The sequence below is a fragment of the Streptomyces sp. NPDC056373 genome, assembly GCF_042262425.1.
GTDB lineage: Bacteria > Actinomycetota > Actinomycetes > Streptomycetales > Streptomycetaceae > Streptomyces.
Genome location: NZ_JBHJPX010000003.1, coordinates 449,518 through 464,677, shown reverse-complemented (window position 1 = coordinate 464,677; position 15,160 = coordinate 449,518). Strand labels below are relative to the sequence as shown.

Annotated in this window: 13 protein-coding genes; 7 read left to right on the top strand and 6 right to left on the bottom strand. The window is 74.4% G+C overall.

Annotated features, from left to right (window positions below):
* Complete coding sequence (locus ACFCXS_RS08900; protein ID WP_376642356.1) at positions 1-1,332, bottom strand: sigma-70 family RNA polymerase sigma factor; 1,332 nt, start codon at positions 1,330-1,332, stop codon at positions 1-3.
* A gap of 155 nt (positions 1,333-1,487) precedes the next feature.
* On the bottom strand, positions 1,488-2,429 hold the full coding sequence (locus ACFCXS_RS08895; protein WP_376642355.1) for an EamA family transporter: 942 nt from the start codon (positions 2,427-2,429) through the stop codon (positions 1,488-1,490).
* A gap of 107 nt (positions 2,430-2,536) precedes the next feature.
* Between ACFCXS_RS08895 and ACFCXS_RS08890 the strand changes: the two genes are divergently transcribed.
* Positions 2,537-3,049 (top strand): MarR family winged helix-turn-helix transcriptional regulator, encoded by a 513-nt coding sequence (locus ACFCXS_RS08890; protein WP_376642354.1) that lies wholly within the window; start codon positions 2,537-2,539, stop codon positions 3,047-3,049.
* A gap of 57 nt (positions 3,050-3,106) precedes the next feature.
* Here the strand turns inward: ACFCXS_RS08890 and ACFCXS_RS08885 are convergent, their stop codons facing one another.
* The 3 genes from ACFCXS_RS08885 to ACFCXS_RS08875 all read right to left on the bottom strand — a co-directional run bounded on the left by ACFCXS_RS08885 (position 3,107) and on the right by ACFCXS_RS08875 (position 5,800).
* On the bottom strand, positions 3,107-3,394 hold the full coding sequence (locus ACFCXS_RS08885; RefSeq protein ID WP_376642353.1) for a hypothetical protein: 288 nt from the start codon (positions 3,392-3,394) through the stop codon (positions 3,107-3,109).
* Positions 3,395-3,457: 63 nt separating this feature from the next.
* Positions 3,458-5,542: a 4-alpha-glucanotransferase gene (gene malQ / locus ACFCXS_RS08880; protein WP_376642351.1), complete on the bottom strand. Its 2,085-nt coding sequence runs from the start codon at positions 5,540-5,542 to the stop codon at positions 3,458-3,460.
* On the bottom strand, positions 5,543-5,800 hold the full coding sequence (locus ACFCXS_RS08875) for a hypothetical protein (protein ID WP_184846438.1): 258 nt from the start codon (positions 5,798-5,800) through the stop codon (positions 5,543-5,545).
* Between the two features lie 226 nt (positions 5,801-6,026).
* Between ACFCXS_RS08875 and ACFCXS_RS08870 the strand changes: the two genes are divergently transcribed.
* From ACFCXS_RS08870 to ACFCXS_RS08855, 4 genes are all read left to right on the top strand, one after another.
* A complete protein-coding gene (locus ACFCXS_RS08870) occupies positions 6,027-8,918 on the top strand; it encodes a beta-N-acetylglucosaminidase domain-containing protein (protein WP_376642349.1) in 2,892 nt (963 codons plus the stop codon).
* Between the two features lie 78 nt (positions 8,919-8,996).
* On the top strand, positions 8,997-9,530 hold the full coding sequence (locus ACFCXS_RS08865) for a PadR family transcriptional regulator (RefSeq protein WP_376642348.1): 534 nt from the start codon (positions 8,997-8,999) through the stop codon (positions 9,528-9,530).
* The gene (locus ACFCXS_RS08860) at positions 9,527-10,213 is read left to right on the top strand and encodes an ABC transporter ATP-binding protein (RefSeq protein WP_376642346.1); all 687 of its coding nucleotides are present in this window, start codon (positions 9,527-9,529) and stop codon (positions 10,211-10,213) included. Before ACFCXS_RS08865 ends, ACFCXS_RS08860 begins: the two co-directional genes overlap by 4 nt.
* A complete protein-coding gene (locus ACFCXS_RS08855; protein ID WP_376642344.1) occupies positions 10,210-11,562 on the top strand; it encodes an FtsX-like permease family protein in 1,353 nt (450 codons plus the stop codon). Before ACFCXS_RS08860 ends, ACFCXS_RS08855 begins: the two co-directional genes overlap by 4 nt.
* A gap of 103 nt (positions 11,563-11,665) precedes the next feature.
* On the opposite strand, the gene ACFCXS_RS08850 is transcribed toward ACFCXS_RS08855, so the two are convergent.
* On the bottom strand, positions 11,666-12,202 hold the full coding sequence (locus ACFCXS_RS08850; RefSeq protein ID WP_033314199.1) for an HNH endonuclease: 537 nt from the start codon (positions 12,200-12,202) through the stop codon (positions 11,666-11,668).
* A 341-nt stretch (positions 12,203-12,543) separates the two neighbouring features.
* Between ACFCXS_RS08850 and ACFCXS_RS08845 the strand changes: the two genes are divergently transcribed.
* Both ACFCXS_RS08845 and ACFCXS_RS08840 read left to right on the top strand, forming a co-directional pair.
* Positions 12,544-13,629 (top strand): mechanosensitive ion channel family protein, encoded by a 1,086-nt coding sequence (locus tag ACFCXS_RS08845; RefSeq protein WP_376642423.1) that lies wholly within the window; start codon positions 12,544-12,546, stop codon positions 13,627-13,629.
* 230 nt (positions 13,630-13,859) lie between these two features.
* Entirely contained in the window at positions 13,860-15,071 is a 1,212-nt protein-coding gene (locus tag ACFCXS_RS08840; protein ID WP_376642343.1) for an ROK family protein, read from the top strand.
* The last annotated feature ends 89 nt before the right edge of the window (positions 15,072-15,160 follow it).

Sequence of the window (15,160 nt, the reverse complement as noted above, 5' to 3'; positions counted from 1 at the left end):
TCACAGCCGCTGGGGCAGCCCGAACGCGGGGAAGAGGTGCGGCTCGAAGGAGGTGATCTCCGCGATGCGGTCGCCGTGGCCTTCGTCGCCGAAGCGCAGGACGTCCAGGACCTGGGCGCGGTGGACGCTGGTCCCGGGCCTGCGGACGTAGTTCGCCGCCGCGAGCTGGCCGTTGGCGCGGGTGGGCAGGCTGCGCCAGTGGCCGAAGAACATGGGGGAGGCGGGATCGAGGCTGATCCGCACGAAGTCGATGATCGCGTCCCGGCCCACGAACCAGAACGGGTTCGGCGGCATGGTGAGGGTGACGTCCTCGGTGAGCAACTCGGCCATCGCGTCGAAGTCGAGGCGTCCGACGGCGGCCATGTACCGGTCCAGCACGGCCCGTTGGCCGTCCGTGGGCACGGTGGCCCGCCAGTCGGCACGCTCCCGGGGAAGGTGCTCGCGCAGGGTGGGCCGGGCCCGCTGGAGTGCGCTGTTGACGGAGGCGACGCTGGTCTCCAGGGCCTCGGCGGTCTCCGCCGCCGTCAGTCCGAGGGCGTCGCGCAGGACCAGCGCGGCCCGCTGGCGCGGGGGCAGGTGCTGGATCGCGGTGAGGAGGACGAGCTCCAGGGTCTCGCGGGAGACCGCGGCGGACTCCGGCTCCTCGCGCTCCTCGGTGAGGGGCATCTCGTCGTCGGGGTAGGGCTGCAGCCAGGTGATACGGGCGGGCGGCTCCCCGTCGCCGTGGTTCATCCCCGGCACCGGTTCGTACCGCTGCGGGCGGCGCGCGGTCCGCCGCAGCAGGTCCAGGCAGGTGTTGGTGGCGATCCGGTACAGCCAGGTCCGCGCGCTGGCCCGCCCCTGGAAACCGTCCCGCGCCCGCCAGGCCCGCAGGAAGGTCTCCTGCACGAGGTCCTCGGCCTCGTCGTACGACCCCGTCATGCGGTAGCAGTGCACCTGGATCTCGCGGCGGTACTGCTCGGCGAGGGCGGCGAAGTCGGTCTCGGCGAGTTGCGTAACGGGGGTGGGTGTTACGGAATCACCGGGTGCCGCGGCATCCTCGGTGCCCTGGGTGGTGTCGCGCGCGGTACGGGCCACCCGCCTCAACCGCGCGACGGATTCCGCCAGTTCGGCGACGGTCGAGCAGAGGGTGTCCACGGGCTGCGGTACCAGCTGCCCCGCCTGCCGCCCGATGTCGTCGATGAGCCCCTGCACGGTGAGCCCCTGGGGCTGCCGCCGTTCCCGGTAGGCCTTCTGCCGGCAGGCGGCCGAGCAGTAGACGGACCCGCGACCGGTACGGCCGGCACGCGCGGCGAGCGGCTTCCCACACAGCGCGCAGACATCTGCGGCCACACCCACCTCCGGGAGTTTCGTAACGCGGTGCCGGAGTGACGCTACAACGCCGGGGGGGGCGGGACGAGGCCCGCTTTCCGGGCGCGACGGCGGCTGCGCGGGGCCGAGGGGAGATCGACTCCCGCGCACGACGGCCGTACCCCCACCCAGTCGCCCTACCGTCGCGGCGCCGACAGTGCCAGGTCCGGCGAGCCCTTTCGGTGATCGCCCCCGGGAGAACCGAACGACCCCCGCACGGGCGGTCGTACCCCCAGCTGCCCCGCCACCGTCGCTCCGAAGGCCAGCACCATGCCTCCCAGCTGTACCGGTGTCAGTGTCTGGTCGAGCGCCGCCCAGCCGACGACCGCGGCGGTCAGGGGGGACAGAGGGCCGAGGAAGGTGACCTGGGTGGCGGTCAGACGGCCGATGCCACGGAACCAGAGCCAGTACGCGATCGCCGTGTTCGCCAGCGCGAGGTAGAGGTAGCCGCCGACCGCCCGGCCGTCGAGCGCGGGCGGGGCGCCCTCGACGAGGAGGGCGAGGGGCGCGATGAGCAGGCCGCCCGCGGTGAGCTGCCAGGCGGTGAGCGCGAGCGGGCCCACGCCGTCGGGGCGGCCCCAGCGCTTGGTCAGCACGGTGCCGGCGGACATCGAGGCGGCGGAGGCGAACGCCGCCGCCACCCCGACGGCGTCGAGTGCCCCGGCCGCCTTCAGTACGACGAGGCTGACACCGAACGCGGCGACGAGACCGGTGAGCACGCTCCGGGCGGTGGGCCGCTGCCCCAGCAGCACCGCCGACAGCCCGACGACGATCAGCGGCCCCACCGACCCGACCACCGCGGCCATCCCGCCCGGCAGCCGGTACGCCGACAGGAACAGCAGGGGAAAGAAGGCGCCGATGTTCAACGCCCCGAGCACGGCCGCCTTCCCCCACCAGACGCCCCGGGGCAGCACCCGGGCGAGAGCGAGCAGCACCAGCCCGGCGGGCAGCGCCCGCATCATGCCGGTGAACAGCGGACGGTCGGCGGGGAGGAACTCGGTGGTGACCGCGTAGGTCGTGCCCCAGGAGATCGGGGCGAGGGCGGTGAGGGCGATGAGAGCCGGGCGGGAGGCGGCCATGGGAAGACATCCTTCGAAGTAGGTCGGCAGAAAGTAGCTTAACGCTAAGCAACTTTCCGTCAAGCTACTTTCTTGCGGGTGACCTGGTGGAGGCGGATACTCGGGGCATGAGCGGACGCCCTGAACAGCGCAACGACCCCGTCGACGCGATCATCGAGCAGTGGGCCACGGTCCGGCCCGACCTGGACACCGCCGCCATGGAGGTCTTCGGCCGGGTCGGCCGGCTCACGCTCGCGATGGGCGACCGGATGGACAAGGCGTACGCGAGGTTCGGGATCTCACGCGGGGAGTTCGACGTCCTGGCGACCCTGCGGCGCTCCGGGGAGCCCTACACGCTCTCGCCCCGGCAACTGTCCGCGACGCTGATGCTCACGACCGGTGGCATGACGGGGCGCCTGGACAAGCTGGAGCGCGCGGGGCTGCTGCGCCGCTCGCCGGATCCGCACGACCGGCGCGGGCTGCGGGTCACGCTCACCGACAAAGGCCTCGGGGTGGCCGACGAGGCGGTCGCGGCAGGGCTGGCCGTCCAGACGGAGGCACTGTCCTCCCTGGACCCCGAACGGGCCGGCCTCCTGGCGGACCTCCTGCGGGAACTGCTGGCGGGGGCGGAGAGGCCCTGACGACAACGAGGGCGTCGCCGCGGTGACCGCGACGACGCCCTCGAAGAGGAAAGCTGATCAGGCCTTGACTTCGCTCTTCGCCTCGGCCTTGGTGGCGATGTTGGAGCTGGTCGGGTCCTTCTTCTTGTGCGACTTGTCGCCGACCATCACCAGACCGGCGATGACCAGGTAGAGCACGATCGGGGCAAAGACGAAGAGGCCCAGCGTCTCGATGACGCTCAGGCCCGTGCCGGGGTCGTCACCGTCGTCGCGCGTGAGCGCGGAGGCGGGCGACGACAGGAGCAGCATCATCAGCGTCGTACCGGCTGCCAGGGCGCCGGCGCGCAGGGCGTTCTTCTTGTCCACGGTGTCAAAATATCCAACGCCGACCGGGCCCGCGCGCCCGGGGTGCCGTAAGAGACGCCGGGCTCATGGACGGCCGTCCCCGAGGACCTCCATCAGCGCGTGCAGCCGGGGCGAGGCCGCGAGGTCCTCCAGCGTCACGGGCCGCCCCTGCGCGTCCGCGATCGGCAGCCGCCAGTTCGGGTACTGGTCCCAGGTCCCCGGGAGGTTCTGCGGGCGGCGGTCGCCGACGCCGTCGGGGAGCCAGACGCCGACCATGCGGGCCGGGGTGCGCAGCAGGAAGCGGTGGACGGCCTGGATCTGGGCCTCCTCCGAGGAGGTGTCGCTGCCGCCGCCCGTGCCCCGCAGCAGGCCGAGCCGGGACAGCAGGGACAGCCACTCCCCCGCGTCGGCGGCGGCCTCGGCGCGCTCCTCCTCCAGCGGGCGGGTCAGCAGCCCCAGGCTGTCCCGGAGTTCCACGTGCTCGCCGGTCAGGCGGGCTGCCGTGGAGGGCAGGTCGTGGGTGGTGGCGGTGGCCAGGCAGTCGGCGCGCCAGCTCTCGGGGGGCAGCGGACGGCCGTCGCCCTCCCAGTCGCGTTCGAACCACAGCACGGAGGTGCCGAGCACACCGCGCTCGCGCAGCGTCTCCCGGACGCCGGGCTCGACGGTGCCGAGGTCCTCGCCGATCACCAGCGCCCCGGCCCGGGAGGCCTCCAGGACGAGGACGGCGAGCATGGCCTCGGCGTCGTAGCGGACGTAGGTGCCCTCGGTGGGCGGGTGCCCCTGGGGGACCCACCAGAGGCGGAACAGGCCCATGACGTGGTCGATGCGCAGCGCTCCGGCGTAGCGGAACAGGGCGCGCAGCAGCTCGCGGAACGGGGCGTAGCCGGACGCGGCGAGGCGGTCGGGCCGCCAGGGCGGCAGGCCCCAGTCCTGGCCGCGGGCGTTGAAGGCGTCCGGCGGGGCGCCCACCGACATGCCCGCGGCGAAGTACTCCTGCTGCGCCCAGGCGTCGGCACCGACGGGGTGCACGCCGACCGCGAGGTCGTGGACGATCCCGACCGGCATCCCGGCTTCGCGCCCGGCGCGCTGGGCCGCGGTCAGCTGGGTGTCGGTGAGCCAGGCGAGCCGGGACCAGAAGTCGACCCGGTCCATGAGGCCGTTGCGGGCCTGGGCGGTCTCGGCCGAACGCGGGTCGCGCAGGCCCGTCGGCCAGCGGTGCCAGTCGGAGCCGTGCACCTCGGCGAGCGCGCACCAGGTGGCGTGGTCCTCCAGGGCCTGGCCCTGCCCGGCGAGGAAGTCGCAGTAGGCGGCGCGCCGGCCGGGCCCGAGGGGGACCTCACCGAGCAGCTCCAGCGCCTCCCGCTTGAGCTCCCACACGGCGTCCCGGTCGATCAACGCGCCCTGCCGCAGCACCGCTTCGCGCAGCCGGCCCGCTCTCTCCAGCAGGGCGCGCAGGCGTTCGGGGTCGTCGACGTACGTGGCCTCGGGGACGTCCTCGATGCGCAGGTGCACGGGGTCGGGGAAGCGGCGCGAGGAGGGGCGGTAGGGGGAGGGGTCGGTGGGGGCCCCGGGTACGGCCGCGTGCAGCGGGTTGACCTGGATGAATCCGGCGCCGAGCGACCGTCCGGCCCAGCCGGCCAGTTCGGCGAGGTCACCGAGGTCGCCCATGCCCCAGGAGCGGCGGGACAGCAGGGAGTAGAGCTGGACGAGCAGCCCGCAGGAGCGTCCGGGCGGGGCGGGCAGGCGGGGCGGGGCGACGATCAGGTGGGCCGTGGCGGTGTGGCCGTCGGGGGTGGTGGCGGTCAGCCGGTGGACGCCGGGGGGCAGGCCGTCCGCCGCGGTGCGGCTCTCGCCCTGCTCGGTGTCGATGCGCAGCCGGGTCCCCGCGGGCAGCGCCGCCAGGGCGGCCGGGGGGCTGCCGCCCCAGCCGACCAGTGTCGGGGGCAGCAGCCGTTCGCCCAGTTCCCCCTCGCGGGCCGCGAGCGCGGCGCGGACGGCGCCGGGCGTGCTCGCGTCCACGCCGAGGGCGGCCAGGGTCAGGGTGACCGCGGTGGCCGAGGCCGCGACCGTGCGGTCCGGGGACGGACTGTAGGAAGTCGCGACGCCGTGCAGGACGGCGAGGCGGGACAGGTCCTCGGAAGGCGGGTCGGCCGGCCGGGGTGCGGTCATCTACATCCTCGTGAAGTCCGGGACGAAGGCCGGGGGCTCGCTGGTCAGGGGGGCGGCTTCGGCGAGCGGCGGCTCACTGGTGAGGGGCTCGGCGTCGGGCAGCGGGGGCTCGCTGGTCAGCGGCAGTTCGGTGTGGGTGCTCTCGGAGCTGAAAACGCAGTAGCGCGGGTCGTCGTGGTGGGTGTCGTCGAGGTCGGCGGACGGGTCCGCCACGGGTTTGGACGGGGCCGGGAGCGGAAGGAAAGTCATCGCAGCCACGGGGGGCCTCCTTGTCGGTTTCTGCTCAACGGTGGGTCATGGCAGCCCTACCCAGTCGACGCGAAGGCAGACACCCTGGGCCCGACATCGTGCTTCTGCTCACATTCCACTCCCCTCCACACAGTCAAGATTCCGGCATTTCAGTCACAACGGCCACTCTCGTTGACACCCTCGCCGGGCGGGTGGTGGGCTCGTCGGGCCGGTCGAGCACATCTGGAGGGGGCCTGTGGGACTGCGGCGTGGGAAGCGGACCGTGGCCCTCGCGGTCGCCGTCGTCGCCGGGAGCCTCGTCGCCCCGCCCGCCGCCATGGCGGCTCCCTCTCCCCCGGGCACGGCCGCGGCGCCCGCCCCCGACACCGCCGGAGAGGATCTCTCCGTCTGGCCGCGCCCGCAGTCGCTGCGCGCGAACGGCGCCCCGGTCGCGGTGCCGGACGAGGTCGCCCTGGTCACCGACGGGCAGGTGGACCCTCCCCCAAGCTCTCGGCTTCGCTCGAGCAGGGGGGACCCCCATGCGGTCGAGACACTGCGCGGGCTGCTGCGAGAGGCCGGGGCGCGCCGGATCACGGACACGCCCGGCCCGGGCGCCCTGGTCGTGCACGCGCGTACGGAGCCCGCCCGCCGGGGCGACCGCCACGCCCTGCCCTCCGGGGGCTACGAGCTGTCCGTGGGCCAGGGCGGCGTCTCCCTCACCGGCACCGGCGAGGACGGTCTCTTCCACGCCGTCCAGACGCTGCGGCAGCTCCTGCGGCCCGGGGGCACGATCGCGTCGGCCGTCGTCCGCGACTGGCCCGGCACCGCCGTACGCGGCATCACCGAGGGCTTCTACGGCACCGCCTGGACGCACGGGCAGCGGCTGGCGCAGCTCGACTTCATGGGGCGCACCAAGCAGAACCGCTATCTGTACGCCCCCGGCGAGGACCTCTACCGGCAGGCCCGCTGGCGTGAGCCCTACCCGGCGCAGCAGCGGGCCCGGTTCCGGGAGCTGGCCGAGCGGGCGCGACGCAACCACGTCTCGCTGGGCTGGGCGGTGGCCCCCGGCCAGGCGATGTGCTTCGCCTCGGACGCCGACGTGCGGGCGCTGACGCGCAAGCTGGACGCGATGTGGGCACTGGGCTTCCGGGCGTTCCAGCTCCAGTTCCAGGACGTCAGCTACAGCGAGTGGCACTGCGGGGAGGACGCCGACCGGTTCGGCTCGGGCCCCGAGGCGGCGGCGCGGGCGCAGGCCCGGGTGGCGAACGCGGTGGCCCGGCACCTGGCGCGGCACCACCCCGGCGCGGCGGGTCTGTCCCTGATGCCCACCGAGTACTACGAGGACGGCACGACCGACTACCGGCGGGTACTGGCGAGCGAACTGGCCGCGCCCGTCGAGGTGGCGTGGACCGGCGTCGGGGTGGTGCCCCGCACCATCACGGGCGCCGAACTGGCCGACGCGCGCAAGGCGTTCGGGCATCCGCTGGTCACCATGGACAACTACCCGGTCAACGACTACGACCCCGGCCGCCTCTTCCTCGGCCCCTACCGGGGCCGTGAGCCGGCCGTCGCGACCGGTTCGGCCGCCCTGCTCGCCAACGCGATGCAGCAGCCGGAGGCGTCGCGCATCCCGCTGTTCACCGCCGCCGACTACGCCTGGAACCCGCGCGCCTACCGGCCCGGCGAGTCCTGGCGCGCCGCGATCGCCGACCTCGCGGGCGGGGACCGGAGCCGCGAGCAGGCCCTGGCCGCGCTCGCCGGCAACGACGCCTCGTCGGTGCTGGACGACGGGGAGTCGGCGTATCTGCGCCCGCTGACCGAGGCGTACTGGGCGTCCCGCACGGCGGTCGGCACCGCGACCGACCGCGAGGCCACCCGGCGGCTGCGCGAGGCCTTCACCGTGCTGCGCGAGCTGCCCCGGCGGCTGTCGGGAACCGGCCTCGGCTCGGAGGCCGCCCCCTGGGCGCGGCAGCTGGCGTCGTACGGCGAGGCGGGCACGGCCGCGCTCGGCATGCTGGACGCGCAGCGCGCCGGGGACGCGGCGGCGGCCTGGAGCGCGTACCGCAGGCTCGGCGCGCTGCGGGCCCGGCTGGGGTCGGCGCCGGTCGAGGTCGGCACGGACGTGCTGGACCCCTTCCTGCGCCGGGCTCAGAAGTCGTACGCGGCCTGGTCGGGCATCCATCACGAGCCGCCCCGCAATCCCGGCGACGGCCGTACCCTGCGCTTCCCGCGGGCGCGGGCGCTGACCGCCGTGACGGCCCTGACGGAGCCGGGCACCGAGGGCGTCGTCGAGGTGCACACGCCGGGGCGGGGCTGGCGGGAGGCGGGCCGGCTGGACGGGTCCGGGGCGACCGAACTGCGGCCGGCGGAACGCGCCGACGCCCTGCGGGTCACCGGCCCCGCCCCGTCCCGCGTCCACCACCTCATCCCCTGGTTCGGCGAGTCCCCCGCCACCTCCCTCGCTCTGCCCCGCGACCGGGCGGACGTCGAGACCGGCCGGACCGGGCGGCTGACCGCCCGGCTCGGGTCGCTGCGCCCCGCGGACGCCCGCGGAAGGCTCACCGCCGAGGCGCCCGAGGGCGTGCGGGTACGGGTGCCGAAGGGCGAACTGGCCGTGCGGCGCGGCACGACGGTGGAAATCCCGGTCGAGGTGACCGTGGAGCGCGGCGCCCCGATGCGGTCGTACGAGGTCCGGCTGGGGTTCGCGGGAGCGGACCGCACGCTCACCGTCCGTGCCGTCCCGCCCACCGGCGGCCCCGACCTGGCCCGCTCGGGCACCGCCCGCTCCTCGGGCGACGAGACGCCCGGCTTCCCCGCGTCGGCGGCGAACGACGGCGATCCGCGGACCCGCTGGTCCTCGCCGGTCGACGACGGCGCCTGGTGGCAGGTGGAGCTGGCCCGCCCGGCGCGGCTCGGCCGGGTCGCGCTGCACTGGCAGGACGCCCATCCCGCGGCGTACCGCGTCCAGGTCTCCGCGGACGGCCGCCGCTGGCGCACCGCCGCCACGGTGCGGGACAGCCGGGGCGGCCGGGAGAGCGTCCCGATGGACGAACGGGACGTGCGTTTCGTACGCGTGCAGGGTGACGAGCGGGCGACGCAGTACGGGTATTCGCTGTGGTCGGCGGAGGCGTACGCCGTCTCGGAGTGAGCATGCCGGGGTCCGGCGGAGGAGTTCCCCGCCGATCACTATTCACTCAGTACATGTACTCAGTGCATAATGATCGGCATGAGCACCCGCCACATCCTGCTGGGCCTGCTCGCGACGGGTCCCAGCCATGGCTACGACCTCAAGCGGCGCCACGACGAACGCTTCCCGCAGGCCCGCCCGCTGGCCTACGGGCAGGTCTACACGACCCTGCAGCGCCTCGTGCGGGACGGCCTCGCAGAGGTCGACGGCACCGGTTCGGACGGCGGTCCGGAGCGCACGGCGTACCGGACGACCGACGAGGGGGCCCTGGAACTGGCCCGGTGGGCCGGGGAGATCGCCCCGCCCGCTCCCTTCGTGGCGAACGAGATCTTCGCCAAGGTCGTGGTCGCGATCCTCTCCGGCGGTGACCCGGCCCGGTACCTCAGCGCCCAGCGCGCCGCGCACATGGAGCGGATGCGGGAGCTCACGGCGGTCAAGGCCGCCCGGGGAGCCGATCTCGCGACCGTGCTCTCGGCGGACTACGCCCTCAACCACCTCGACGCCGACCTCCGCTGGATGAACACCACGGCGGCCCGGCTCACCACCCTGACCGCGGAGGTCGACGCAGCATGAGCAGACCCGTGCCCCTTCTCACGGCCGCCGGTCTCACCAAGGCGCACGGCCGGACCCCCGCCCTGCGGGGCGCGTCGGTCGAGCTGCGCGCCGGCGAGATCCTCGCGGTGACCGGCGCGAGCGGCAGCGGAAAGTCGACGCTGCTGCACTGCCTGGCCGGCATCGTCCGCCCGGACACCGGCTCGGTGACCTACGACGGCCGGCGGCTGGAGGACCTGCCCGAGCAGCGGCTGAGCGAGCTGCGGCGCACCGAGTTCGGCGTGGTGTTCCAGTTCGGGCAGCTCATCCCCGAGCTGACGGTCCTGGACAACGCCGCCCTGCCCCTGCTGCTGGCGGGCAACGGCCGGGCCGAGGCGCGGGCCCGGGCCGGGGAGTGGCTGGAGCGGTTCGGGGTGCGGGGCCAGGAGGACCTGCGGCCGGGCGAGCTGAGCGGCGGACAGGCGCAGCGTGCCGCGCTGGCCCGGGCCCTGGTCACCGGGCCGAGGGTGGTCTTCGCCGACGAGCCGACGGGCGCGCTGGACTCCCTGGCCGGTGAGCAGGTCATGACGGCCCTGGTCCACACGGCCCGCGAGTCGGGCACGACCGTCCTGCTGATCACCCACGACGCCCAGGTGGCCGCGTACGCGGACCGAGAGGTCCAGCTGCGGGACGGCGCCGTGGTGGCGCTGGGGGTGACGGCATGACCTCGCTGAGAGCCGATCTGCGGCTGGCCTGGGACCTCACCCGGGGTTCCGACCGCGGCGAGTGGTGGCGCGTGGCCCTGACGGCGACCGGCGCGGCGCTCGCGACCGGGTTCGCCCTGGCCGCCGTCGCCCTGGCGTCGCTGCGCGGCCAGTACGACGTGCCCGTTGCCGCGGGTCTGCTGGACCAGCCCGGCACGCGGTCCGGCGTGATCGTCAGCCTGATCCTGCTCGTGCCGGTGCTCGGGTTCCTCGGGCAGTGCGCCCGCATCGGGGCGGTGCACCGCGACCGCCGGCTGGCGGGGCTGCGGCTGGCCGGGGCGGCACCCTGGCAGGTGCGGCGGATCGCCGCGCTGGAGACCGGCCTGGCCTGCCTGCTGGGCTCGGCGGTCGCCACCGTCTTCTCCGTGCTGCTCCTGCTGCGCCTGTGGGACCGGCCGACCCTCCTGGCCTGGGCGGGGATCGCCCTGGTCGCGGCCGGTGTGCCGCTGCTGGGCGCGGCGGCGGGCGCGCTGGCGTTGCGCCGGGTGGTGGCCTCGCCCCTCGGCTGGGTCCGCCGGACCGGGCCGCGCACCGGGCGGGGCCCCGGACTGCTGTTCCTGGCGGGGGTCGTGCTGGTCGGGGTGGTGACGCTGGTCGCCGTGCTCGGCGCGTCCTCGGCCGCCCCCCACCGGCCCTACGCCGGGCCGCCGCTGATCATGGTGGGCGTGGTGCTCGCGGTCGGCGCGGGCGCGGTGTGGCTCTCCGGGGCCGTGGCCAAGGTGACCGGACGGGTCCTCGCGGCCCGGGCCCGGTCGGCGGCGGCGCTGATCGCGGCGGAGCGGCTGCGCACGGACCCGTGGGCCGCTGCCCGTACCCACGCGGCGGTGCTGCTGGTGACGGTCGTCGGGGGCGGTTTCATGGGCGTACGCGCGGTGCTCCTCGACGAGGTGCGCTCCGGCAAGCAGCTCGCCGAGAGTGCGGACTACTACATCACCGGCCTCGATCTCACCGCCGTCGCCATCGTGGTCGCTCTCGCGATCACGCTGTCGGGCCTCGCCGTCGGCACCGCCGAGTCCCTGGCCACCCGCCGCCGCGGTCTGGCCGCGCAGGTCGCCGCCGGGGTGCCGCACGCGGTGCTCGGCCGGGCCCTGCTGCTGGAGACCGCGCTGCCGCTGGCACCGGCGGTGCTGCTCGCGGGCCTGGGCGGGACGGCCGTCGCCGCCTGGTACGCGCTGCTCGGCCACAGCCCGTTCCCCTGGGCGGCGGCCCTGGTGCCGGTTGCCGTGTACGCCGCCTGCCTGCTCGCCGCGGCGACCTCGCTGCCGCTGCTGGGCCGCTCGGTGCGGCCGGGGGAACTCCGGTACGCGTGACGCGGGACGGGTGAGGCGGCCCATGACCGGCCGGCCCCGGGGGAACAGGGGACCCCCGGGGCCGGCTCACCGCTCGTTCGGCAACACGAAGGCCCGGATCTCGTCAGGCGGAAATGCCGTCGATCCGGGCCATGGCGTCCTCCGCGCCGTACGGCTGCAAGTACGGCAGCCAGCGCGGGTCCCTGTGGCCGGTCCCGATGATGCGCCAGGCCAGGCCGGACGGCGGAGCGGGTTTGTGACGCAGCCGCCAGCCGATCTCGAACAGGTGCCGATCCGCCTTCACGTGGTTGCAGCGGCGGCAGGACGCCACCACGTTGTCCCAGACGTGCTTGCCCCCGCGGCTGCGCGGGATGACGTGGTCGACGCTGGTTGCGACGCCACCGCAGTACATGCACCGGCCCCCGTCGCGGGCGAAGAGCGCCCGGCGGGTCAGAGGAACGGGCCCCCGATAGGGAACCCGGACGAATCGCTTGAGCCGGACCACGCTGGGTGCGGGGACTGTGACGGTCGCGCTGTGCAGATAGGCGCCGGACTCCTCGAGGCAGACGGCCTTGTTCTCGAGGACGAGGACGAGCGCGCGGCGGAGCGGTACGACACCTAGCGGCTCGTACGACGCGTTGAGGACCAGGACATGCGGCACGGATGCCTCCTTGGACGCCGGCGGCGCGTGGCTCGCGCCGGGACGATTCGTAGCCAGTCTCCCCTCATGCCTGGTGGAAGCGCCACCATGTCCCCGTAACGGGCTGGGAGTGTTTTCGACCACATCCCATTCATCCCCCGGATCATGACCTGTTCAAGCCCAGGTGAGCACGGTCTCTCCTTCACACATCCCGCGGGAGCACACACAATGCCCCGTTAGTGTGGTGGTTCTGCCCCTTCGGTGACCCTGCCGTGACCTTGACCCCTGACCCACCGCACCGGGGCGGACCGCTGCACCTGGAGGTACCTGCCGTGTCCCTGTCCCTCGCGGACGCCGTCCTGATGGCCGCCGACCCGTCACCGTCGCCGACCCCCTCTCAGACCCCGTCGCAGAGAGTGCCTTCGCTCCAGGACGCCCAGGAGAGCGCGACGAACGCCGCCGGCTGGGTGGAGCAGAACTGGTCGACGTGGCTCGCGATCGGGTTGCAGGTCCTGCTGATCGTGGTGATAGCGGTGGTGCTGCGCGTCGCGGTACGCCGGGCGATCACCAAGCTCATAGACAGGATGAGCCGCACCGAGCAGACGGTGGACAGCACACCCCTGGGCGGCCTGCTGGTCAACCTGGAACGGCGCCGTCAGCGCTCCCAGGCGATCGGCTCGGTGCTGCGCTCGGTCGCCAGCTTCCTGATCGTGGGCACCGCGGCCCTGATGATCCTCTCCGCGTTCAACATCAACCTCGCCCCGCTGCTGGCGTCGGCCGGTGTCGCCGGTGTCGCGATCGGCTTCGGTGCCCGCAACCTCGTCACGGACTTCCTGTCCGGTGTCTTCATGATCCTGGAGGACCAGTACGGCGTCGGCGACACGATCGACGCCGGCGTCGCCTCCGGCGAGGTGATCGAGGTCGGCCTGCGGGTGACCAAGCTGCGCGGCGACGGCGGCGAGATCTGGTACGTCCGCAACGGCGAGGTCAAGCGCATCGGCAACCTCTCGCAGGGCTGGGCCACGGCCAACGTCGACGTCACCGTCCACGCCGGCGAGGACCTGGACAGGGTGAAGGCCACGCTGGACGAGGTCGCCGAGAAGATGAGCGCCGAGGAGCCCTGGAACGAGCTGCTGTGGGGCCCGATCGAGGTCCTCGGCCTGGACAGCGTGCTGCTGGACTCCATGGTCGTGCGGGTCACCGCCAAGACCATGCCCGGCAAGTCCCTGACCGTGGAGCGCGAGCTGCGCTGGCGGGTCAAGCGGGCCTTCGACGCGGCGGACATCCGGATCGTCGGCGGCGCCACGGCCCCGGCGGAGGAGCAGCCCGCCGACCCGACGGCGGGCATGGCCGCGCCGTCGGTGTACGCGAACGCGTCGTCCCCGCAGTCCGCGGCGGCGTCCCCGCTCGCGCCGCCGACGCCGGCGCCGACGAGCACCACGAAGTAGCAGCACCCCGACGTACACAGAGGGCGGTGTCCGGTTCTGCCGGACACCGCCCTTCCGCATGTCCGGATGACGGCAGGCCGTCCCCTATTGACGCCCGCGGGGCGCCCGGCCTACCTTCCTCCCACCGATAGGAAACTTTCCTAACAGTGACCCGAGGCGGTGGCCTCCCGATGGACTTCACCGCCTGATCACTGAGAAGCTGAGCAGCCGAAGGGCAGGTGTGGACACGCATGGCAGGAACCGCCGGCACGCCGGGCACCCCGCGCGTCCTGCGCGCCATGAACGACCGGGCCGCCCTGGACCTGCTGCTGGAGCACGGGCCGCTGTCCCGCACCCGGATCGGCAAGCTCACCGGCCTGTCCAAGCCGACCGCCTCCCAGCTGCTGGCCCGCCTGGAGGCGGCGGGCCTCGTCCTGGCCACCGGCACCACCGAAGGCCGCCCCGGTCCCAGCGCCCAGCTCTACGAGGTCAACCCGGCGGCCGGTCACGCCGCCGGACTCGACGTCACCCCCCAGCGGATCCTCGCCGCGGTCGCCGACATCACCGGCCGCACGATCGGCCGCCACGAGCTGCCCACCCCCGGCAGGCGCACCGGCACCCCGGTCGTCCAGCAGGTCACCGACGCCCTGGACGGCGCGGTGAAGGCGGCCGGTCTCGCCCGGGACGACATCCACCGCCTCGTCATCGGCACCCCCGGCGCCTTCGACCCCACCACGGGCCGGCTGCGCTACGCCTCCCACCTCCCGGGCTGGCACTCCCCCACCCTGCTGGACGAGCTGGCCGCCGCCCTGCCGATGCCCTTCGAGTACGAGAACGACGTCAACCTGGTCGCGCTCGCCGAGCAGCGCCTCGGGGCGGCCCGGGGCCACGCGGACTTCGTGCTGCTGTGGAACCAGGAGGGCCTGGGCGCCGCCCTGGTGCTCGGCGGCCGGCTGCACCGCGGCTGGACCGGCGGCGCCGGCGAGGTCGGCTTCCTGCCGGTGCCGGGCACACCCCTGGTCCGCCAGGTCACCAAGGCCAACAGCGGCGGCTACCAGGAGCTGGCCGGTTCCCAGGCCGTCCCGCGCCTGGCCCGCGAGCTCGGCATCGAGGACGTCCCGCCCGGGCCGTACGCCGAGGCCGCCGCCGAGCTGGTGGCCAGGGCGGCGCAGGCGGACGACGACGCCCACCGGCAGCTCCTGCGGACCTACGCGACCCGGCTGGCCACCGGTCTGGCCTCCCTGGTGTCGGTCCTCGACCCCGAGCTCGTCGTGCTGAGCGGCGCGGCCCTCGCCTCGGGCGGCGAGCCGCTGCGCGCCCTCGTCCAGGCCGAACTGGAAGAGCTGGCCGCGTCCCGCCCGCGTCTGGTCGTGGGCGACGTCCGTGAACACCCCGTGCTGCGCGGCGCGCTGGAGAGCGCGCTCGCGACCACCCGCGACGAGGTCTTCGACACCTCCCGCTGAACCGGCCGGGCTGCCGACCTTCAGGCCGCCCCCCTCTGAACCAGCCCCACCCCCCTCTGCACCACGCCCCACCCTCCTCCCCCGGTAAT